Here is a 20,626-nt window from a genome sequence, read left to right as displayed (position 1 = left end):
TCGTCTACGTAGGTCGCGGAACGTCGACCTGCACCGTGAGTTGGAGCCTTAGGCGGGGGCTCGAGGCGCCCCTGCGGGGAGGCGCCACATTCCGGGACCTGCGGCCGCGACAGCACCGACGCCGGCGGGACAGGGCGCGCCCGCCGTGCTCGACCCTGCGGGTCCCTTCGCGGCGCCGGTGGCCCACCTGAGCTGGGGCCTGTTCCTGATGGCCGCGGTGGTGTTCGCCGTGGTGATCGTCGCCCTCGCGGTCGCCCTCTTCGGACCGGAACGCTGGCGCAGCCGCCTGCGCGGCGAGCGGGCGGTGCTGGGCGGCGGGCTGGCCTTCCCGCTGGTGGTGCTCACCGTGCTGCTGGTCTGGGGCCTCAGCCTGACCGCCGGGCTGACCCGGCCAGCGGAGGACCCGCTGAAGGTTCGGCTCACCGGTCATCAGTGGTGGTGGCGGGTCGATTACCTGAGCGGCCCGGCGGCCGGCGTCAGCGAGGCCAACGAGATCCACATTCCCGTGGGGCGGCCGGTGACCGTGGAACTGCTCTCGCAGGACGTAATCCACTCCTTCTGGGTGCCGCAGCTCTCCGGCAAGCTCGACATGATCCCCGGCCGGCGCAACCGACTGCGCATCCAGGCCGACGCGCCCGGCGTCTACCGCGGCCAGTGCGCGGAATACTGCGGCGGCGCGCACGCGCTGATGGCCCTGGTGGTGGTGGCCCGCCCGGAGGCCGAGCATCGGGTCTGGGCGGCGGCCCGGGTGCGGCCCGCCGCCGAGCCGGCCGAGCCGGAGGCCCGCCGCGGCCGCGATCTCTTCCAGCAGCAGGGCTGCCCGCTCTGTCACGCCGTGCGCGGCACGCCGGCGGGTGGGCAGGCGGGACCGGACCTCACCCACGTCGCCTCCCGCCGATCGCTGGCCGCCGGCGTCCTGCCGAACGAGCGCGGAAGCTACGGCGCCTGGATCGCCGGCAACCAGCGGATCAAGCCGCAGAACCGCATGCCCGAGTACCGCCTGACGCCCGACGAGCTGACCGCGCTCACCGCCTATCTGGAGGGCCTGACGTGACCTCCGAGAGCGGCTTCGACCCGGAACTCCTGAAGCGCTTCCCCGTGCCGGAGGCGAGGTCGGACGAGGAGGAGCAGGAGCTGAAGCGCGCCTGGTGCGCGCCGCGGGGCTGGGAGCTGCTCACCGCCGTCAACAACAACTACATCGGCATCTACTACGTCGGCGCGGCCTTCCTGTTCTTCGTGCTGGCCGGCGTGCTGGCGCTCCTGATGCGCACCCAGCTCGCCCTGCCGCTGAACGGCGTGCTCGGCCAGGAGACCTACAATCAGGTCTTCACCATGCACGGGACGACCATGATGTTCCTCTTCGCCGTGCCGGCGGTGGAGGCCATGGGCGTGCTGCTGCTGCCGCAGATGCTGGCGGCCCGCGACCTGCCGTTCCCGAGACTCTCGGCCTATGCCTTCTGGGCCTACCTGGTGGGCGGGCTCTGCTTCTTCGCCTCGATCTTCTTCGGCGTGGCGCCGGACGGCGGCTGGTTCATGTACCCGCCGCTCACCTCCTGGCGGCAGTCGCCCGGGATCAACGCCGACTTCTGGCTGTTGGGGATCGGCTTCATCGAGATCAGCGCCATCGCCGGCGCGATCGAGATCGTCGTCGGCATCCTGAAGACCCGCGCCCCCGGCATGACGCTGGACAAGCTGCCGGTGTTCGCCTGGGCCATGCTGGTGTTCGCGGGGATGGTGATGATCGGCTTCCCCTCCATCATCGTGGGGACGGCCCTGCTGGAGCTGGAGCGCGCCTTCCACTGGCCGTTCTTCGACGCGTCCAAAGGGGGCGACCCGCTCCTGTGGCAGCACCTGTTCTGGTTCTTCGGCCACCCGGAGGTCTACATCATATTCCTGCCCGCGGCGGGCATGCTGTCGATGATCATCCCGACGGCGGCCCAGACGCCGCTCGTCGCCCACCGCCTCGTGGTGCTGGCCCAGATCGCCACCGGCTTCCTGGCCTTCGGAGTGTGGGTGCACCACATGTTCGCCACCGGCCTGCCGCCGATCTCGGTCAGCGTCTTCTCGGCGGCGGGCTCGGCGGTCTCGATCCCCGCGGGGCTGCAGGTGTTCGCCTGGATCGCCACGGTGGCCGCCGGGCGGCTCAGGCCCGACCCGCCGGGGCTCTTCGCGCTGGGCGGCGTGGTCACCTTCGTCATCGGCGGGCTGACCGGGGTGATGGTCGCGCTCGTGCCGTTCGACTGGCAGGTCCACGACACCCACTTCGTGGTCGCCCACCTGCACTACGTGCTGATCGGCGGCATGGTCTTCCCGCTGTTCGCCGGCTTCTACTACTGGGCCCCGATGATCAGCCGGAGGCCGCTCTCGAAGCGCCTCGGCCGCTGGGCCTTCTGGTTGATGTTCACGGGCATGCAGGTGACCTTCCTGCCGATGCACCTGACCGGGCTGATGGGCATGCCGCGCCGGGTCTGGACCTACCAGCCTGGGCACGGCTGGGAGACGGTGAACCTGATCTCCACCGTAGGCGCCTTCACCATCGCCGCGGGCGTCCTGGTGTTCGTGGTCGACCTCGTCCGCAACTTCCGCTTCAGCGTCGGCGACAACGCGGGCAACGTCTACGGCGGCGGCACGCTCGAGTGGCTGCCCGGCGACGTCTATTCCACCCGGTCGATCCCGGTGGTCGACAGCCGCTATCCGCTGTGGGACCGGCCGGAGATCTCGAAGGAGGTGGAGGAGGGGCGCCACCTCCTGCCGTACACCGCCACCGGCTTCCGCGAGACGATCATCACCAGCCCGATCAAGGCCGAGCCGCAGTACCTGATGCGGATGCCGGGGCCATCGCCCTGGCACGTGGCGGCGGCCTTCGCCACGGCCATCTTCTTCCTCCTGCTGACGGTGAAGCTCTACTGGATCTCCCTGGCCTTCGGCGTGGGGGCCCTCGCCTGCATCGTCCGCTGGCTCTGGGAGATCGACCGGCCGCTGCCGGTGGACGAAGTCGACATCGGCGGCGGCATCCGCCTGCCCACCTATGTCACCGGCCCGGGCAGCCACGGCTGGTGGGCGATGATCGTGCTGATCGTGGTGCTGGCGATGATCTTCGCCATGACGGTGTTCAGCTACGTCTTCCTGTGGAGCCGCGATCCCGTGGGCTGGCCGCCCAGCGACGCGGGGATGGCGGACGCGGCGAGCGGCTGGGGCGCGGCGGCGCTGTTCGCCCTGGCCGCGGGCGCGCTGTGGCTGTCGACCCGCTGGATCGTGACCCGACCACGCGGCCTCGCCTGGCTCCTGCCCGCTGGCGTGATCGCCACGGCGGCGGCGGGCGCGGTGGATTTCCTCGGCCACTGGGACACCGGGCTGCGCGGCCACCAGAGCGCCTATGGCGCGGCGGTCTTCGCGCTCAATGGGCTGCAGGCGGTGCTGGCCTTCTTCCTGCTGATGCTCGGCGCGGGGATGGGGGTGCGCGCGGCGCGCGGCATGGCCGGCGGGCGGATCCGCGCCGGCTACGAGGCCCTGGCGCTGCTCTGGGGCTTCACCCTGTTCCAGGGCGCGGCGACCCTGGCCCTGACACGCCTCTTCCCGCTGGTCGCGCCATGAACGCCAGCGGAAAGGTCTGGGCGCTGGCGCTGGGCGGTCCGCTGATCGGCTTTGGCCACCTGCTGGCGATCTACACGCTCGCCAGCCTCTCAGACGCTCCGCAGGCGATGGACGGCGGCGCGGTGCGGCTCGCCATGGCGGCGACCAGCACGGTCAGCGCGCTCGCCAACCTGTGGCTGGTCACGCTGGCCTGGCGCGACCGGCTGCCGCCGCTGGCCCGCGAGCCGGACGTGGAGGCCTCGCGCTTCTGGCGCGGCGTGGTGGGCATAGGCGCCGGCGTCTCGCTCGTGACCGTGCTCTACCAGGGCTTGCCGGCCCTGTTCGTGCCGGCGGGCTAGACGGGCCGTCCGGCCAGCCAGACGGCCAGGTTGCGGAAGTAGCGCAGGGTGTCGGCCATCGCCTCCGGATCGCGCCGCAGCCCGTCGCCCGGCGGCTCGTCCACGAAGGTGGGGCAGCCCAGGCGGGGGTCGAGGTTGTAGTCGGCGAAGTGGTGGAAGGTGCTCTGCGCCACCGCCGGCCCGCCCTCGGGGCCGGGCTCGAAGGCCACGGCGATGTTGAACGCGCGGCCGGTGACCTTGCTGCGCCCGCGGGCGACGACGCGGGCGTGCGGCTGGTCCGGCGGGGCGCCCACCGCGCCCTCGTGCGGATGGGCCGGGAGGCGGCGGATCGCGCCGCCGTCGGCGCGGCGGAAGATCGGGTGGGGATCGCCTTCCAGGCTGATCTCCTGGAAGTCGCCGTTGGCGCCGGAGTGATAGTTCGGCCAGTCGATGTGGGTGGTGTAGGGGTCGTCCCGCGTCCTCTGGGCCTCGTCGGGGTCCGGGTTGCGGGTGTGGAAGAAGTGCGCCTCGCCGACGCCGGCGAGGGTGCAGATCGAGCTGCCCAGGTCCATGTGGTCGCGGGTGACCATCAGGCCGCCGCCGCGCTTGCGGAAGCGGCTCAGCGCCGCGCACTCGTCGCCGTTCAGGCCCTCGCCCTCGTCGACGGCGAACAGCCACACCTGATCGAAGTCCGAGGTGTCGACGCCGCCCAGCACGGGATCGGTCTCGCCGAAGGGCGTGGCGCGGTCGCGGGCGGTGACCGCGACGCCCGGCAGGCTGCCCAGGAACTCCGCCAGGCGGGAGAAGCGGCCGATGTGCCAGTCGTCGGGGGTCGGCGGGATGGTGGTCTGCAGCAGGATACGGATCGGCTCTGCCATGGGGTTCGCTCGCGTCTGAGGCCCCAGTCTAGCACGCCCGTCGACCCGCGCGACGCCCGGCGGGCCTCAGGGGGCGGCCGGTTCCAGGTCCGCGTAGCGGCCGAAGCTCGGGCGGTGGCCGATGTGCAGGAAGTGGTCGAGCCAGAGCCAGTAGCGGGGTGGGTTGTAAAGCGCCTCGGGGCTGGCGTCGGGGGCGAACAGGTCGCCGGCGAGGTCCTGGCGCACGAAGAAGGCGTTCGTGCCGGTGATGTTGGTGCCGACCAGGCGGTAGCCCTGCCGCGTGGCGGTCTCGCAGAGGGCCTTCAGGCTGGAGCCCATGTAATCGCCGCCGCGCCAGACGTGGCCGGCGTCGTAGACCGGCTGCTTCGAGAGGTGCGCCGGCCATTTGGCGTTGTACTCGATCGCCACCACCTTCGGCCGCACGGCCTGGAGCGCACCGAACAGGTAGACGTCCATGCCGTCGATATCGATGGACAGGAGGTCGAGTTCGACCCCGCCGGTCAGGTCCCGCAGGAGCCGGTCGACGTTCTCGGCCGTCACCCGCCCGAAGGCCAGCGTCAGGCGTCGGTCGACGATCGAGCCGAATGTCGACTCGATGGCGGCCCGGCGGCTCGCGTCGCCCTCGATCCAGGCGCCGATCCAGCCCTTGTGGAGCAGGTAGAGCGAGTTGCACTCCAGCCCGTCCTCGACGCCGATCTCCACGAACCGGCCGCGCGGGACGCCCAGCCGCCGGAAGATCTCCTCGAGAATCCCGTCCTCGTCGTTCTGGCTGTAGACCTTGAAGCCGAACGGCTCGAGCCGGCGCGGGTCCTCGCGCAGCGGGGCGAGCAGGCGCTCGATTTCCTGGCGCGCCTGGTAGCCGTTCCCCCGCTGCAGATGGGCCTGGAGGGCGGCCAACCGCCTGTCGTCCGTCGTTGTCATGGCGCCGTCCTAGCCGAGTCCATGGCCAGGCGCACCGCGGGCGGGCGTTTCGCAGCATCGCGATGTGGGGAAGGGCTCTCGATGGCTCCCCGGGCAGGACTCGAACCTGCGACCCGGCGGTTAACAGCCGCCTGCTCTACCAACTGAGCTACCGAGGATCAGGGCCGTCGAGAGGCGGGGCATATACGCTGCGATTCCGCGGGGCGCAAGCCGCCCGGCCGCCTTCTTGCGCCGCGGGCGAAAAAAGAGCCCGGCGCGAGCGCCGGGCTGGAAAAAGTCGGTGATGGTGGGGTGTCTTCAAGGAAGACGGCCACAGGGTCGGCCCAGGTGGTTAAGCGGCTATTAACACCCGTAAACGGTTCCAAACGTTGATTAATTCCGAGGCGCTCCGCCCTCGGGCCGGGATTCATGATTCGCCCGCCGCGCCGCATTGTCGCCCCGGATTGGAGGCGTCCTCGGGATGGGCTACTCGATGACGGAATCACGAAAACGCCCGTCACGGGAATCGCGGAGGCCGCCATGCGCATCCACTTCACCGGCATCGCCGGCGCGGGCATGAGCGCGGTCGCCCTGATGATGCGCGACGCCGGTCACGAGGTGTCCGGCTCGGACGCCGACGTCTTCCCGCCGATGTCCACCTATGTGGAAGGCCTGGGCTTCCCGTTCCACCGCAGCTTCGACGCCGCCAACCTGCCCGAGGACCTCGACCTGCTGGTGCTTGGGGCCAGCGCCAAGCTCGGCGGCGACGACAACGTCGAGGTGGCCGAGGCGCGGCGCCGCGGCGTACCGGTCACCACTTTCCCGGAGCTGGTGGGGCAGGCCACGCAGGACCGCCAGAACACGGTGGTGGCCGGCTCGTTCGGCAAGTCCACCTGCACGGCGCTCATGGCGCACATCCTGCGCGAATCGGACCGCGACGCGGGCTGGATGATCGGCGCGATTTCGCCCTCGCTGCCCGCCACCGGTCACTGGGGGACCGCGCCCGAGGTGATCCTGGAGGGGGACGAGTACATCGTCGGCCCGAACGACCGGCGCTCCAAGTTCGTGCTCTACCATCCGCGCGACGTGCTGCTGACCTCGCTGATCCACGACCACGTCAACGTCTTCCCGACCTTCGCCGACTACGAGGCGCCGTTCCGCGAGCTGCTGCGGCTGTTGCCGGGGGACGGCCTGCTGGTGGCCCGCGACCACCCGGCCATCCGCGCCATCGTCGGCGAGGCGGCCGGCCGCGTCGTCTGGTACGACACCGCGCCCTGCGCCGGCTGGCACAGCGAGGACGTGGTGTACGGCGAGGTGACCCGGTTCGCCCTGGTCGCCCCCGACGGCCGGCGCATCGCGCTCGCCACCTCGCTGCTCGGCGAGCACAACATCGAGAACATCGTCGGCGTCGCCGCCTACCTGCTGGAGCGGGGCCTGGTGTCGGAGCCGGCGCTGGTCCGCGCGGTGGCGAGCTTCGCGGGCATCCGCCGCCGCCTCGACCGCCTGACCGGCGCCTCGAAGGTGCCGGTGATCGAGGGCTTCGGCTCGTCCTACGAGAAGGCGCGTTCGGCGATCGAGGCCCTGCTGCTGCACTATCCGACCCGGCCGCTGACCGTCGTCTTCGAGCCGCACACCTTCTCCTGGCGCAACCGCGACGCGCTGCCCTGGTACGACACCGTCTTCGAGGGCGTCGCCAAGGCGCTGATCGTGCCGCCGCCGAGCCACGGCGCGGCCAGCCACAACCAGTCGAGCTTCGAGGAGATCCTGGCCCGCACCGCCGCCGCCGGCATCGCCGTCGAGGGCGTGCGGACCGCGGAGGCGGCGACCGCCGCGCTCAGCGGCCTGGCCGGCGACGAGGTGGTGCTGCTGCTCTCCTCAGGCCCGCTGCTGGGTCTGCCGGACAGCCTGCCCCCGGTGTTCGACCAGCTCTACGCCGAGGCCGCGGCGGCCTAGGCGTTGGACGAGATCGCCGGGATCGGCTGCACGTAGTCGCCGCCAGCCTGGGTCTCCGCCGCCTTGAAGGCCTGCCGCTTCGGGCCGAGGTAGCCGAACAGGTAGGCGGCGACCTTGCGCATCTGGATCTCCTCCGAGCCCTCGGTGATCCGGTAGCGCCGGTGGTGGCGGTAGATGTGCTCGAAGGGCTTGTGGCGGGAATAGCCGATGCCGCCGTGCACCTGCATGGCCCGATCGGCCGCCTCGCAGACCAGCCGGTTCGCCCAGTAGTTGCACATGGAGACCTTGTCCGAGATCGTCTTCTCGATCTGCTTGTGGTCCATCTGGTCCATCTGCCAGGCGGTCTTGCGGATCAGCAGGCGCAGCATCTCGCACTGGGTCGCGAGCTCCACCAGCGGCCACTGGATCGCCTGGTTCTCGGCCAGCGCCTTGCCGAACGGCTTGCGCTCGCGGGCGTACTTCACGCTCTCCTCGATGCAGTAGACCGCCGCGCCCAGGCTCGAGGCCGCCTGGCGGATCCGGTTCTGGTGCACGAAGCTCTGGCCGAGCCCCAGACCCTTGTCGATCTCGCCCCAGTAGCTGTCCTCCGGCACCCAGCAGTCGGTGATCGAGATCCGCGGGTGGTCCGTGGGCATGTTGAACGTCCACAGGTACTCCTCGATCACGAACCCGGGCGTTTCCTTCGGCACGATGAAGCAGGTGATGCCGGTGGCGTCGCCGTCCTTGCCCGAGGTTCGGGCGAAGACCATGCAGTGGCTCGCCACGTGCATGCCGGTCGTCCACATTTTTGCCCCGTCAATTCGCCAGCCGGGCTTGCCGTCACGGGTCTCGCGGACCGCGCGGGTCTCCATGAAGGTGGCGTCGGAGCCGTGGTTCGGCTCGGTGAGTCCGAAGCCGGTGCGCATCTCGCCGTTGAGCAGCTTGTCGGCGTAGCGCTCGTACTGCCAGTTCGTGGCGAACTCCTTGAACATCAGCACGAACGGGTTGTTGCCGACGATCGAATGCTCGGTCTGAAGGTCGTTGAATAGGCCGAGGCCCTTGGCGGCCAGGTGCTCGCGGATCACCGCCATGGCGAGCTGGCTGCCGCCCTTGCCGCCCATCTCCTGCGGCCAGGCGTAGCGGTAGTGGCCGGCGTCGTCGGCCAGCTTGCGCGCCTTGGCCAGCAGGGCCTCCCACTCGGGGCGGGGCAGCCCCTGGTTCTCGAAATCCGTTCGGGCCCATTCGCGGCGGTGGTCGAAGAAGCGGTCGTTATCGTCCTGCCGCTGCAGCGGCATGATCTCCGCCTCGATGAAGCGGTCGAGCTCGTCCAGATAGTCCTGGAGGTCCTGGGGCAGGGCGAAGTCCATGGCGTTTCCTCGGCGCTTGTCCTTGGGCGGGTTGACGCCGCGGGAGGATTTACAGGCCCGCGGATGTCCCGCCAGATCAGGAGCCTAGACCATCGAGGAGGTTCCGTCGGGTCATGGATTCGCCCGTCCCAGAAGCGCTTTCCAGGCTGGCGGTGCGGCTGGCGGGGGAAGGCGCGCGGGCGGACGGCGCCCAGCGCCTCTCGGGCGGCGCGAGCATGGAAACCTGGGCCTTTGAGGTGGTGGCCGGCGACCGGCGCGAGGGCCTGATCCTTCGCCGGCGGACCGCGCCGTTCGACGCCGAGACGGCGCGCTCTATCCCGCTCGCGACGGAGGCGGCGCTGATCCGCGCGGCCGGCGCGACGGGCGCGCCCGTTCCGCCGGTCCGCCACGTGTGTGAGGCCGCGGACGGCTTGGGCGAGGCCTATGTGATGGGCCGGGTCGGCGGCGAGACACTCGGCAAGAAGATCGTCGAGGACCCGCGGTTCGAGGCGGTCCGGCCGAAGCTCGCGCGCCAGTGCGGCGAGGTGCTGGCGAAGATCCACGCGACCCCTCCGCCGATGGGGCTGGGGCTCAAGACCGTGGACGCGGTGCTCGAGCTCGACCGCTACGAGGAGGTGTACCGGGCCACCGGCGCCGAGCGGCCGGTCCTGGAGCTGGCGTTCCAGTATCTCAGGCGGCGGACGCCCGAGCCCGTCGAGCCGGTTCTGCTGCACGGGGACTTCCGGAACGGCAACATCATGTTCGATCCGGCGCGCGGGGTCGCCGCCGTCCTCGACTGGGAGCTCGCGCACATCGGCGACCCAGCCGAGGACATGGGCTGGATCTGCACGAACTCCTGGCGGTTCGGCCGGTCGGAGAAGCCCGTGGGTGGCTTCGGGGACTACGCCGACCTGCTGGCGGGTTACGAGGCGGCGGGCGGCCGTCCGATCGCGCTGGAGCGGGTGCGCTTCTGGCAGATGCTGGGCTCGCTGCGCTGGGGCGTCATGTGCCTGACCATGTACCTGAGCTGGCGCGACGGCCTGGAGAAGTCGGTGGAGCGGCCGATGATCGGGCGACGCGTCTCGGAGACCGAGGCCGACCTCGTGGCGCTTCTGGAGCAGGGCCTGTGATCACCCATCCCAAGACCGAGGAACTGGTGCAGGCCGTCGCCCACTGGATCGACCAGATCCGGCCGAGCCTCGATCCACGCAACGCCTTTCTGGCCCGCGTGGCGGTGAACGTGCTCTCGGTGGTGGAGCGGGAGCTGAGCCGTGGGCCGGCTGCGGAAGCCCGGGCTGTCGAGGCCATGGCGGGCGTGCTCGGCCGGTCCGGGGAGTTCGAGGCGCTGAACCGGGAGCTCTGCGAGCGCATCCGCAGCGGGGAGCTGACGGAGGTGACCCCGGGACTGGTGGCGGCCCTAAAGACCATAGCCCTCGACCAACTCGCCATCGACCAGCCGAAGTACCGGCCGGAAGGCGGCTAGTCGCCGCGGTTGTGGCTCCACTGCGGGACCTTCAGCGGCGGCAGCCAGGGCTCGCGGCGGATCACCCAGCTCTCGTATTGCGGGGCGAAGACGCCGACGTCGTCGAAGCTGGTGATGCTGATCTCGACCTCGTCGCCGTTGGCGTTGACCACGCGCGAGCCGCAGCGGGGGCAGAAGCGGCGGCGGTAGCCCGGGGAGCTCTCCCAGTCCGCCAGGTCGCCGGTGACCTCCACCTGTTCGGCGGCGAAGACGGCGAAGGGCAGGAAGGCCGAGCCGTGAGCCTTGCGGCAGGTCAGGCAGTGGCAGAGGCCGATCCGGTCGGGCTCGCCGCGGGTGGTGAAGCGTACGGCGCCGCAGGCGCAGCCGCCGTCTCGAAGGATCCCGGTCATATGACCGGAACGCGTCAGGCGGCTTCCAGCACCCGGATGATCTCGCTCTCCCGCTCGTTCCAGAGGATCGACACCCGCGCCGCGCGGGCGGCGTGGGCGCCCAGGGCGGCCTTGACTTCGCGCTGGCGGATGCGGGCGGCGGAAAGGCGGAGCAGGGTGCGGCCGGAGCCCTGGTCCTGCTCCTCGTCGTGGAAGCGCAGGACGGCGTCGACCACGGCGGCCGGCGGCGGCACGGGGCGGGGGTCTTGGATGGGGCGGGCGACGCGGGGCTTGAAGCGGCGGTAGCTGGCCATCTCTCGTGAACTCCGTTGCGGGTTTCGACAGCATCGGTTCTGATGGGCCGGTGCGACAGAAACGGACGTAAGCTCGGATGCGACACGAAAAGGCGGGCCGGCTGCTGGAGCTGGCGCGGATGCTGGCCAGCACCGCGGAAGGGCTGACGCTCGACGAGATGGCCGATCGGCTGGGTGTCGGACGTCGCACCGCCGAGCGAATGCGGGACGCCGTGCGCGAGGTCTTCCCGCAGCTCGAGGAGGTGGACGACCCGCCCACCCGCCGATTCCGGATTCCCTCAGGGCTGGATGGCCTCTTCCAGGCGCCGACGGCCGAGGAGCTGGCGGCGCTGAACGCCGCTGCGGAGGCCTGGAGCGCGCAGGGCGCGAGCGCGCGCGCCAACGCGCTGAAGTCACTGGAGCAGAAGGTGCTGTCGGCCACGCGGGCGGCCGCGCGACGCCGGCTCGCACCCGACCTGGAGGCCCTGCTGCAGGCGGAGACCATCGCGGTGCAGGCCGGGCCGCGGCCGTTCGAGGACGAGGCGGTGCTGGCCACCATCCGGGACGCGCTGAAGGGGCTGTCGACCCTGCGGTTTCGGTATGAGGGCGGCTCCACGCCCGGCCGCGCGCGCGAGGTGACGCCGTATGGGGTCTTGTTCGGCCGCGCCAACTACCTCGTGGCGGCGGAAGGCGAGGGGAGTCCGCGCAACTGGCGGCTCGACCGGCTCCGCGACGTGGAGGTCACCGGCCGGCCGGCCCGGCGCGATGAGCGCTTCAGCCTGCAAGACTATGCCGACGAGAGCTTCGGCATCTACCAGGACGACACCGAGGACGTGGTGCTGCGGATCCTTCCGGCCTCCGCCGAAGGGGCGCTCCGCTGGCGCTTCCACTCCAACCAGACCCTGGAGCAGCAGCCGGACGGCTCGGTGGTGGTGCGCTTCCGGGCGAGCGGCATGCGCGAGCTCGCCTGGCACCTGTTCACCTGGGGCGACCAGGTGCAGATCCTGGCGCCGCAGCGCCTGAGGGAGCTGATCGTCGAGCAGATCGAACTGGCGCGCCGCGCCCATGCGACCGCAACTGACGCACCCACGGCCTAGCTCTTGGTCCTCGTGAAGAGGAGCAAGCCTATGACCGTCGTCGCCGACTACGCCGCGCTCTACGAACTGGAGATCCGCCCCCGCCGTCGCCTCGTGCGGGCGCTCGCCCACCTGGTCTGGGCCGGCCTGTTCCTGGTGCGCCCGAAGCTGGCGCTTGAGATCTGGCGCGAGCGCCGGCCCGGGTGAAGCAACGTCCCTCGCTCCCCCGGACCGGCCATGGGCCGCGTCAGGCGCCGAAGATCCAGCCTGCGCCGAGGCTCGACAGCTGGACGCCGACCAGGACCATCTGGCCGCCGCCGCCCATGTTGATCACCACGTCGGCCCCGACCTGGGCCGTGGTGTAGGTCGTGCCGGCGAGCAGGTTCACCCGGTCGCCCTCGAGGACGTTGAAGTCGGTGACGCGATCCAGGCCGGCGTCGCCGTGGGTGTGGAACAGGTCCGCGCCGGCGCCGCCGGTGAGGGTGTCGTCGCCCTTGTCGCCGGCCAGCCAGTCGTCGCCGGCGTCGCCGCGGACGATGTCGTTCTGCTGGCCGCCGCGGACCCAGTCGGCGCCTTCGCCGCCGTTCAGGGTGTCGTCGCCCAGGTTGCCATAGACCACGTCGGCCCCGTCCTCGCCGTACTGGACGTCGTTGTCCTTGCCCCCGACCACCCAGTCGTTGCCGAGCCCGCCGTAGACGGTGTCGTTCCCCTCATTGCCGTGCACGTCGTCAAAGTCGGCGCCGCCGCGGATCAGGTCGTCGCCGACATAGCCGCGCAGGTAGTCCTGGCCGGCGCCGCCCTCGATGGTGTCGGCGCCCGCATAGCCGTAGATGCGGTCGGCGAAGGCCGAGCCCACGATGCTGTCGGCGCCGGACAGCAGGGTGCTGCGCGCGAGTTCGTTGGCGTCGGCCTCGGACCAACCGATGAAGGTGGTCACCGGGATGGAGAAGCCGGTGAGTTCGAAGGTGACCTGACCCTGGAAGGTCTCGCGCCAGCCGGTCAGCGTGCCGCCGGAGAGTTCGTCATTGGCGTAGGTGAACTGGCCGGTGAAGTCGTAGAGCCACTCGCCGTCCTTGAGGCTGATCGAGGTCGCCCCGGCGGAGACCACATCGGCGATCTGGAGATCGACGATCTTCAGGTTCTCGAAATCCATGGCCGAAGGGCCGGCGGTAAGAAGCGCCATCTGCTGGCTCCACTGTGCTGCGGCCCGCCGCGGGGCGTGGCCAGGTCGTCCGCAGGCCGACGACCTGCAACGGACCAGGAGTAGCGGGAGCCCAGGGGCGGAACCTCCCCCGTTTGGGGGAGGCGACGCACACTCGGAGGATCAGCCGCGGAGGCCGGCCAGGATCTTGTCGAGGGTCAGGGGATAGTCGCGGATGCGCACCCCGGTGGCGTTGTACACCGCGTTGGCCACGGCCGCGCCGACGCCGCAGATGCCCAGCTCGCCCAGGCCCTTGGCCTTCAGGGGGCTCGCCTTGTCGTCCAGCTCGGGCAGGAAGACCACCTCGATGTCCGGAATGTCGGCGTGGACGGGCACGTGGTACTCGGCCAGGTCGTGGTTCACGTAGGAGCCGAAGCGGTGGTCCTGGGCCACCTCCTCGGTGAGCGCCGCGCCGATGCCCATGGTGACGCCGCCCAGGCACTGAGAGCGCGCGGTCTTCTCGTTGAGGATGCGGCCGGCCGTGTGGACGCTGAGGAAGCGGCGGACCCGCACCTCTGCGGTGTCCATGTCGACGCCCACCTCGCAGAAGTGGGCGCCGTAGGCCTGCTGGGAGTACCGGTCGGTGAGGTCGCCGGGCTTGAAGTCGCCCACCACGTCCACCGGCCCACCGGCGGCCAGCTCCTCGAAGGTGCGGGAGACATTGCCGGCGACGAGGCCGCCGTTCTGCAGCCGCGCCTGGGCTGGCTCGACGCCGGCCCGCCTGGCCAGCTCCTCGCGCAGCAGCTCGCAGGCCGCATACAGCGCCGAGCCCGCGCTGTTGGCGCCGAACGAGCCGCCGGAGCCGGCGGCCTCCGGATAGTCGGTGTCGCCCATCAGGACGGTGACCCGTTCGGGCGGCAGGCCCAGCATGTCGGCCCCGACCTGGGTCAGGATGGTGTAGGTCCCGGTGCCGATGTCGGTCATGGCCAGACGAGCCGTCACGCTGCCGTCCGGCTCGAGGGTCAGGCGGCACTTGGACGGCTGCACGATGACGCTGCGGGTCGCCGCCGCCATGCCGACGCCGACGAGCCAGCGGCCGTCGCGGACCTGGGCGGGTTTCGGATTGCGCGCCTCCCAGCCGAACCGCCGGGCGCCTTCCTTCAGGCAGGGGATCAGGTTGCGGGTGGAGTAGGGGACGTGCTGCTCCGGATCCTCGGCGGGCTCGTTGCGGATGCGAAGCTCGATGGGATCGAGTCCGACCTTCTCGGCCAGCTCGTCCATGGCGCATTCGAGGGCGAGGAGGCCCACGGCCTCGCCAGGCGCGCGCATGGAGCAGCCGATCGGCACGTCCATCAGCACCAGCCGGTGCGTGGTGCGCCGGTTCGGCGCGGCGTAGAGGGTGCGGGTCGCCTGGGCCGCCGGCTCGTTGAAGGTCTCGTCGGGATTGTTGTCGCTCCAGACGTCATGGGCGATGGCCGACAGCCGGCCGTCGGCGTCGGCGCCGAGCCGGATCCGCTGGATGGTCTGCGGCCGATGGCCGGTCATCTCGAACATGTGCGTGCGCGGCAGCACGACCTTGACCGGCCGGCCTTTCAGCTTGTGCGAAGCCAGCGCAGCCAGGATGGCGTCGGACCAGACGTCCAGCTTGCCGCCAAAGCCGCCGCCTATGTAGCGGCTGACCAGGCGCACCTTGTCCTTGGGAAGCCGGAACGTCGCCGCGACGCTGCCGGCGCCGGGCGCCACCATCTGGTGGGAGGTGTGCAGGGTCAGCCGCTGGTCCGTCCACTCGGCGATGGTGGCGTGCGGCTCCATCATCGCGTGGCTCTCGACGGGGGTGGCGTACTCGAGGTCGAGCTGGACCGGAGCCTCGGCGAAGGCCTTGTCGAAATCACCCACGAAGCTGTCGGCCTCGGGGTCGTCCCATGGGGGCACGCCCTTGACGAGGTTGCGGCGGATGTCGCTCTCGTGCGGCTCGCGGTCGTAGGTCACCCGCACCAGCCGCGAGGCGGAGCGGGCCTGCTCGAAGCTCTCGGCGACCACCAAGGCGACGGCCTGGCCGTAGTGGTCCACCTGGGCGTCGTTCAGCTCGGGGACCGCCTTCTTGCCCGACGTCGGGCCGTCCGGGGTGCGGGGGGCCTGGCCATGGGGCGGATCGACATTGCGCCAGGTGAGGACGGTGATCACGCCGGGCTGGCGCTCGGCCAGGCTGGTGTCGATCTCGGCGATGCGCCCCTTGGCGATCGTCGCCGGCACGGGATAGCCGTAGGCCACCTCGCCGAAGCCCGCGTACTCGGCGGCGTAGGTGGCGCGGCCGGTGACCTTCAGAGGGCCATCCACGCGGTCGAGCGGCCGGCCGAGCACGCCGTCGGGGCGATGGTCGAGGGGCGTGTCGCCGATCGGATCGGTGAACTCCACGGTCAGCCCTCCACGCTCGAGAAGACGGCGGCAAGCGTCTGGCGCGCCAGGGGAATCTTGAAGTCGTTCGAGCCGTGGCCGTGCGCGCCCTGGAGCAGGGCCGCGTCCGCCGCCTCGGCGGCGTCCCGGGGCGCCTGATCGGCGAGACCGGCCTCCGCCTCCTCCTTGCGCCAGGGCTTGTGCGCGACGCCGCCCAGCGCCACGCGCGCCGAGCGGATCCGGCCGTCCTCGACCTCTGTGACCGCGGCCACGGAGACGAGCGCGAAGGCGTAGGAGGCCCGGTCGCGGACCTTGCGGTAGACCTGGGCGCCGGGCGGCGGCGGCGGCAGGGCGACGTGGGTGATCAGCTCGTCGGCGCGCAGCGTGGTGTCCACGTCCGGCCGATCGCCCGGCAGCCGGTGGAACTCGGCGATGGGGATCGCGCGCCCGCCCTCGGCGGAGGCGGTCTCGACGGTGGCGTCCAGCACCCGCATGGCGATGGCCATGTCGGAGGGATGGGTGGCGATGCAGTGCTCGCTCTGACCGACGATGGCGTGGATCCGGTTGAAGCCCTCCAGCGCCGAGCAGCCGGAGCCGGGCTCGCGCTTGTTGCAGGGCTTGGCCGGGTCGTAGAAGTAGTAGCAGCGGGTCCGCTGGAGCAGGTTGCCGGCCGTGGTCGCCCGGTTGCGGAGCTGGCCCGAGGCGCCGGCCAGGAGGGCCCGGGCGAGCACGGCGTAGCGGCTACGCACCCGCGGATCCCAGGCCAGGTCGCTGTTGCGCACCAGCGCCCCGATGCGCAGGCCGCCCTCCGGCGTCTCCTCGATGCGGTCGAGGCCCAGGTGGTTGACGTCGACTAGGTGGGTCGGCGCCTCGATCTCATGCTTCATCAGGTCGAGCAGGTTGCTGCCGCCGGCGATGAACTTGGCGGCGGGATGGCCCTTCACCGCCTCGACGGCGTGCTCGACGCTCTCGGCGCGCTCGTAGCTGAAGGTCTTCATGCCAGGCCTCCGGCGTCCTTGATGGCGGCGACGATGTTCGGATAGGCGGCGCAGCGGCAGAGGTTGCCGCTCATGCGCTCGCGGATCTCCGGGTCGGTGAGTTCGGCGGGGGCGTTCAGGTCCGCGGTGACGTGGCTGGGCGCGCCGGCCTTGCTCTCCTCCAGCATTCCCACCGCCGAACAGATCTGGCCGGGCGTGCAGTAGCCGCACTGGAAGCCGTCGTGCCGCAGGAAGGCGGCCTGCATCGGGTGCAGGTCGTCGGGGTCGCCCAGGCCCTCGATGGTGGTGACCTCCTCGCCCTGGTGCATCACGGCCAGGCTCAGGCAACTGTTCACGCGCCGCCCGTTGAGCAGGACCGTGCAGGCCCCGCACTGGCCGTGGTCGCAGCCCTTCTTCGACCCGGTCAGCCCGAGGTGCTCGCGAAGCGCGTCCAGCAGGCTGGTGCGGATGTCGAGGTCGAGCGCGTGGTCCTCGCCGTTGATCCGCAGCCGCACGGACACGGTGAGCGGCGGTCGCGCATCGGGCGCGCCTGGGGCTCCGGCGTGCGGCATCGGTGGATCTCCTCAAGCAAAGGGGAGCCCGGCCCCTGGCGCCGAAGCTTTCCGTCCCTTGCGCGCAACGTGCGACCGGCGCGGGCGATCCGGCGCCGCGCGAAAACGTGGCTAGGCGGGCCGCGGCCGCGAAAGCGCGCGGGCGGCGAGCAGTCCGCCAAGGGCGAGCACGCCGATCCCGAGGCCGACACCGGCGCGCATCCCGGAACGCATGTAGCCGCCGTGGACCCCGCGGCCTTCCGGAACGGGGGCGAAGATCGCGCCGTCGGTGCGCGCCGCGGGACGCGCCCGGCGGAAGTAGGCTTCCATGAAGCGGACCGCCACCCAGCCCGTGAGGTCCGGCGCCAGCGCATGGATCGCGCGCGCGGCCGTGGCGCTCTGGCCCACGACGACGCCCTTCCGCGGGTGGAGGGCGAGCCGCACCATGGCGTCGGCCACCGCCTGCGGGTCCTTTACGGGCGGCAAGGGCTTGAGCTCCCGGCCCACATAGTTGCCCGTGGGCGACGCCGGGGGTGTCCAGGAAGCCGGGGAAGACGTCGCAGACGTGGATGCCGGGGTGGCGGGTGAGCTCGGCGCGCAGCGCCTCCGAATAGCCGCGGAGGCCGAACTTGCTGGCGCTGTAGGCCACGGCGTAGGGCGAGGGTACCCAGGCGCCCAGGGAGTTGGTGTTGATGAGCACGCCGCGCCCCTGGCGCTTGAAGTGAGGCACGATCGCGTGGGCGCCGTTCAGATAACCGATCAGGTTGGCGCGGATGACCTGCTCGTGAGCTTCGATCGGGGTCTCGTCGAACGCGCCCACGGCCCCGACCCCGACATTGTTCACCCACACGTCCACGCGACCGAAGCGCGTGAGGGCGGCGACGGCCAGAGCGCTCACCGCCGCGGCGTCGGTGATGTCGGTGGTCACGGCCAGGGCCTCGCCCCCGGCTGACCGGCACTCGGCGGCCACCTCCTCGAGCAGGTCCGTCCGCCGGGCGGCGACCACGACCTTGGCGCCCTTGCGCGCGAAGGCGACGGCGGCGGCGCGGCCCACGCCGCTGCTGGCGCCAAGGACGACCACGACGGCGTCCTGCAGCGTCTTCAGACGGCGCGGCGGCGGCCTACCGGTGTCGGGCGACGTGACCATGGGGCGCTCCTCGGGAATGGCTGGCCAACCCGGAGGCGGGGGCTTGGTTCCGGACGCCCCTGCGCCGGATTGGGACTTGAGCCCGGCGGCCGGATTGCGCTCTATCGGCGCCTCAAGCCGGGGTGATCCTGAGATGAAAGCGCGCGTCCTTGCGACCTTGTTGGCCGGAGTATTCCTGATGGGGGCGGCCCCAAACGACGATCCCTACACCTGGATGGAGGAGATCGAGGGCGCCCGGGCCCTCGACTGGGCGAAGGCCGAGAACGCCCGCTCGCTCCCGAAGCTGCAGAACGATCCCCGCTACCAGGGCCTCTATGCGGACGCCCTGAAGATCGCCACCGCCACGGACCGGATCCCCTCGGTGGGCTTCGCCGGCGACGGCTCGCTGCGCGACTTCTGGCAGGACCGGGAGCACGTGCGCGGGATCTGGCGCACCACCAGCCTGGAGAGCTACCGCTCGGGCAAGCCCGAGTGGCGGACGATCATCGACGTGGACGCGCTCGCCAAGGCGGAGAACGCCAACTGGGTCTGGCACGGCGCCGACTGCCTGGAACCTGACGAGCGGCTCTGCCTCGTGGCGCTGTCCGACGGCGGCAAGGACGCCGAGATCGTCCGCGAGTTCGACGTCTCCACGGGCAAGTTCGTCGACGGCGGCTTCCGCCTGCCCGAGGGGAAGCACCGCTACGCCTGGGTGGACAAGGACACCCTCGTCGTCGCCATGGAATGGGAGAAGGGCCAGGTCACCACCTCCGGCTATCCCTATGTGCTGAAGCTGCTGAAGCGCGGCCAGCCGCTGTCGGCGGCGCGGGAGGTGTTCCGCGGCGAGGCGAAGGACGGCGGCTACGGCGTCTCGCCGATCGTGCTGCGCGATCCGGACGGCAAGGTGCAGGCGATCCTGGCGCACCGGCCGCTCGACACCTTCAACGCCGAGCATCACCTGATCACCGACGCCGGGCCGAAGAAGCTGGACCTGCCCAGCAAGGCGAGCGTCCAGGGATACGTCTCCGGCCGGCTGCTGGTCAGCCTGGAGCAGGACTGGGCGCCCAAGGGTTTCAAGGAGGGCGATCTCCTCGACCTCGACCTTGCCGCGGTGAAGGCCAATCCCGCCAGCCTGGCGGCCAAGCTGGTGCTGCGGCCCACCGAGAGCCAAGCCATCGAGCAGGTGGCGACCACCCGCGGACGCCTGGTCGTGGCGCTCTACGACAACGTGAAGGGCCAGGTGGTGAGCTTCCGCCGCCAGGGCGAAGGCTGGATCTCCACGCGCCTCGACCTGCCGACGGACTCCACGGTCCAGATCGGCTCGACCACTGACCACGACGACCGGATGATCGTCTACGCGACGAGCTACCTGACGCCGTCCCAGCAGTTCCTGGCCGACGCCGGCAGCGCCGAGACCGCTGTGCTCAGGACCGCGCCGGCGCGCTTCGACGCTTCGAAGCACGTGGTGGAGCAGCACTGGGCCACGTCGAAGGACGGGACCAAGGTGCCGTACTTCATCGTCCGGCCGAGGGATCTGAAGTTCGACGGCGCGGCGCCGACCCTGCTCTACGCCTACGGCGGCTTCCTGGTCAGCCAGACGCCGTCCTATGCGGCGACGGTCGGCAAGCTGTGGCTGGAGAAGGGCGGCGTCTATGTGGTCGCCAACATCCGCGGCGGCGGCGAATTCGGGCCCCGCTGGCACAACGCCGGGCTGAAGCTCAACCGCATGCGGGTCTACGACGACTTCTTCGCCGTCTCCGAGGACCTCATCGAACGGAAGGTGACGAGCCCGCGGCGGCTGGGGATCATGGGCGGCTCGAACGGCGGCCTGCTGATGGGCGTGGCGCTGACCAAGCGACCGGACCTCTACAACGCGGTGGTCATCCAGGTGCCGCTGTTCGACATGATCGGCTACACCCACATCGGCGCGGGCGCGTCCTGGGTCGGCGAGTACGGCGATCCCGCCGAGCCGGCCGAGCGGGCGGTCATCGAGACCTATTCGCCGTACCAGAACCTGAAGCCCGGCCAAAAGTACCCGCGCGTGTTCCTGGAGACCTCCACCAAGGACGACCGGGTGCACCCGGCGCACGCCCGCAAGGCGGCGGCGCGTCTGAAGGAGTACGGGTACGACTACCTCTACTACGAGAACATCGACGGCGGTCACGCCGCCGCCGCGAACCTCAACGAACGGGCCATGCGTCAGGCGCTGGAGTACACCTACCTGCACCAGCAGTTGATGGACTGACGGCG

At 71.0% G+C, this 20,626-nt stretch carries 19 protein-coding genes, 1 tRNA gene and 1 pseudogene; 9 read left to right on the top strand and 12 right to left on the bottom strand.

What is annotated here, in order from left to right:
• The first annotated feature begins 145 nt into the window (after positions 1-145).
• The 3 genes from coxB to ACE3Q8_RS09895 are packed head-to-tail and all read left to right on the top strand — an operon-like array spanning position 146 to position 3,932.
• The gene (coxB, locus tag ACE3Q8_RS09905) at positions 146-1,054 is read left to right on the top strand and encodes a cytochrome c oxidase subunit II (RefSeq protein ID WP_374470114.1); all 909 of its coding nucleotides are present in this window, start codon (positions 146-148) and stop codon (positions 1,052-1,054) included.
• The gene (locus ACE3Q8_RS09900; RefSeq protein ID WP_374470113.1) at positions 1,051-3,594 is read left to right on the top strand and encodes a cbb3-type cytochrome c oxidase subunit I; all 2,544 of its coding nucleotides are present in this window, start codon (positions 1,051-1,053) and stop codon (positions 3,592-3,594) included. The genes coxB and ACE3Q8_RS09900 overlap by 4 nt, the downstream gene beginning before the upstream one ends.
• On the top strand, positions 3,591-3,932 hold the full coding sequence (locus ACE3Q8_RS09895) for a hypothetical protein (RefSeq protein ID WP_374470112.1): 342 nt from the start codon (positions 3,591-3,593) through the stop codon (positions 3,930-3,932). The genes ACE3Q8_RS09900 and ACE3Q8_RS09895 overlap by 4 nt, the downstream gene beginning before the upstream one ends.
• Here ACE3Q8_RS09895 and ACE3Q8_RS09890 read toward each other — a convergent pair.
• The 3 genes from ACE3Q8_RS09890 to ACE3Q8_RS09880 all read right to left on the bottom strand — a co-directional run bounded on the left by ACE3Q8_RS09890 (position 3,929) and on the right by ACE3Q8_RS09880 (position 5,868).
• Positions 3,929-4,789, bottom strand: coding sequence for a hypothetical protein (locus ACE3Q8_RS09890; RefSeq protein WP_374470111.1), 861 nt, complete (start codon positions 4,787-4,789; stop codon positions 3,929-3,931). The genes ACE3Q8_RS09895 and ACE3Q8_RS09890 overlap by 4 nt on opposite strands.
• 66 nt (positions 4,790-4,855) lie before the next feature.
• Entirely contained in the window at positions 4,856-5,710 is an 855-nt protein-coding gene (locus ACE3Q8_RS09885; protein WP_374470110.1) for a hypothetical protein, read from the bottom strand.
• Between the two features lie 82 nt (positions 5,711-5,792).
• Positions 5,793-5,868: transfer RNA gene (locus ACE3Q8_RS09880), tRNA-Asn, on the bottom strand.
• A gap of 361 nt (positions 5,869-6,229) precedes the next feature.
• Between ACE3Q8_RS09880 and ACE3Q8_RS09875 the strand changes: the two genes are divergently transcribed.
• On the top strand, positions 6,230-7,642 hold the full coding sequence (locus ACE3Q8_RS09875) for a Mur ligase domain-containing protein (RefSeq protein ID WP_374470109.1): 1,413 nt from the start codon (positions 6,230-6,232) through the stop codon (positions 7,640-7,642).
• On the opposite strand, the gene ACE3Q8_RS09870 is transcribed toward ACE3Q8_RS09875, so the two are convergent.
• Positions 7,639-8,988, bottom strand: a complete 1,350-nt coding sequence (locus ACE3Q8_RS09870) for an acyl-CoA dehydrogenase family protein (RefSeq protein WP_374470108.1) — start codon at positions 8,986-8,988, stop codon at positions 7,639-7,641. The two genes, ACE3Q8_RS09875 and ACE3Q8_RS09870, sit on opposite strands and share 4 nt — an antisense overlap.
• A 113-nt stretch (positions 8,989-9,101) precedes the next feature.
• Here ACE3Q8_RS09870 and ACE3Q8_RS09865 point away from each other — a divergent pair, with 113 nt between their 5' ends.
• Both ACE3Q8_RS09865 and ACE3Q8_RS09860 read left to right on the top strand, forming a co-directional pair.
• Complete coding sequence (locus ACE3Q8_RS09865; protein WP_374470107.1) at positions 9,102-10,097, top strand: phosphotransferase family protein; 996 nt, start codon at positions 9,102-9,104, stop codon at positions 10,095-10,097.
• A complete protein-coding gene (locus ACE3Q8_RS09860; RefSeq protein ID WP_374470106.1) occupies positions 10,094-10,450 on the top strand; it encodes a DUF6285 domain-containing protein in 357 nt (118 codons plus the stop codon). Before ACE3Q8_RS09865 ends, ACE3Q8_RS09860 begins: the two co-directional genes overlap by 4 nt.
• Here the strand turns inward: ACE3Q8_RS09860 and ACE3Q8_RS09855 are convergent.
• Entirely contained in the window at positions 10,447-10,839 is a 393-nt protein-coding gene (locus ACE3Q8_RS09855; RefSeq protein ID WP_374470105.1) for a GFA family protein, read from the bottom strand. The genes ACE3Q8_RS09860 and ACE3Q8_RS09855 overlap by 4 nt on opposite strands.
• Positions 10,840-10,853: 14 nt before the next feature.
• Positions 10,854-11,132, bottom strand: coding sequence for a hypothetical protein (locus ACE3Q8_RS09850; RefSeq protein ID WP_374470104.1), 279 nt, complete (start codon positions 11,130-11,132; stop codon positions 10,854-10,856).
• 77 nt (positions 11,133-11,209) lie between these two features.
• On the opposite strand from ACE3Q8_RS09850, the gene ACE3Q8_RS09845 reads away from it, so the two are divergent.
• Together ACE3Q8_RS09845 and ACE3Q8_RS09840 are read left to right on the top strand one after the other, a co-directional pair.
• Positions 11,210-12,208 carry a helix-turn-helix transcriptional regulator gene (locus ACE3Q8_RS09845; RefSeq protein WP_374470103.1) on the top strand — a complete coding sequence of 333 codons (999 nt, stop codon included), beginning with the start codon at positions 11,210-11,212 and terminating at the stop codon, positions 12,206-12,208.
• A gap of 30 nt (positions 12,209-12,238) precedes the next feature.
• Positions 12,239-12,394 carry a hypothetical protein gene (locus tag ACE3Q8_RS09840; RefSeq protein WP_374470102.1) on the top strand — a complete coding sequence of 52 codons (156 nt, stop codon included), beginning with the start codon at positions 12,239-12,241 and terminating at the stop codon, positions 12,392-12,394.
• A gap of 40 nt (positions 12,395-12,434) precedes the next feature.
• On the opposite strand, the gene ACE3Q8_RS09835 is transcribed toward ACE3Q8_RS09840, so the two are convergent.
• The 6 genes and pseudogenes from ACE3Q8_RS09835 to ACE3Q8_RS09810 all read right to left on the bottom strand — a co-directional run.
• Positions 12,435-13,370 (bottom strand): calcium-binding protein, encoded by a 936-nt coding sequence (locus tag ACE3Q8_RS09835; RefSeq protein ID WP_374470101.1) that lies wholly within the window; start codon positions 13,368-13,370, stop codon positions 12,435-12,437.
• Positions 13,371-13,511: 141 nt separating this feature from the next.
• Positions 13,512-15,743: a molybdopterin cofactor-binding domain-containing protein gene (locus ACE3Q8_RS09830; RefSeq protein WP_374470100.1), complete on the bottom strand. Its 2,232-nt coding sequence runs from the start codon at positions 15,741-15,743 to the stop codon at positions 13,512-13,514.
• A gap of 2 nt (positions 15,744-15,745) precedes the next feature.
• On the bottom strand, positions 15,746-16,720 hold the full coding sequence (locus tag ACE3Q8_RS09825; protein WP_374470265.1) for a xanthine dehydrogenase family protein subunit M: 975 nt from the start codon (positions 16,718-16,720) through the stop codon (positions 15,746-15,748).
• Positions 16,717-17,271: a 2Fe-2S iron-sulfur cluster-binding protein gene (locus tag ACE3Q8_RS09820; RefSeq protein ID WP_374470099.1), complete on the bottom strand. Its 555-nt coding sequence runs from the start codon at positions 17,269-17,271 to the stop codon at positions 16,717-16,719. The genes ACE3Q8_RS09825 and ACE3Q8_RS09820 overlap by 4 nt, the downstream gene beginning before the upstream one ends.
• A gap of 111 nt (positions 17,272-17,382) precedes the next feature.
• Positions 17,383-17,736 (bottom strand): hypothetical protein, encoded by a 354-nt coding sequence (locus ACE3Q8_RS09815; protein ID WP_374470098.1) that lies wholly within the window; start codon positions 17,734-17,736, stop codon positions 17,383-17,385.
• Positions 17,737-17,824: 88 nt separating this feature from the next.
• A pseudogene (locus ACE3Q8_RS09810) lies at positions 17,825-18,397 on the bottom strand (SDR family NAD(P)-dependent oxidoreductase); the annotation flags it as partial.
• Between the two features lie 178 nt (positions 18,398-18,575).
• Between ACE3Q8_RS09810 and ACE3Q8_RS09805 the strand changes: the two are divergent.
• Positions 18,576-20,621: a prolyl oligopeptidase family protein gene (locus ACE3Q8_RS09805; RefSeq protein WP_374470097.1), complete on the top strand. Its 2,046-nt coding sequence runs from the start codon at positions 18,576-18,578 to the stop codon at positions 20,619-20,621.
• Positions 20,622-20,626: the final 5 nt, after the last annotated feature.

The sequence above is a fragment of the Phenylobacterium sp. genome, assembly GCF_041913825.1.
GTDB lineage: Bacteria > Pseudomonadota > Alphaproteobacteria > Caulobacterales > Caulobacteraceae > Phenylobacterium.
This window is presented reverse-complemented; position numbering and strand designations above follow the sequence as displayed.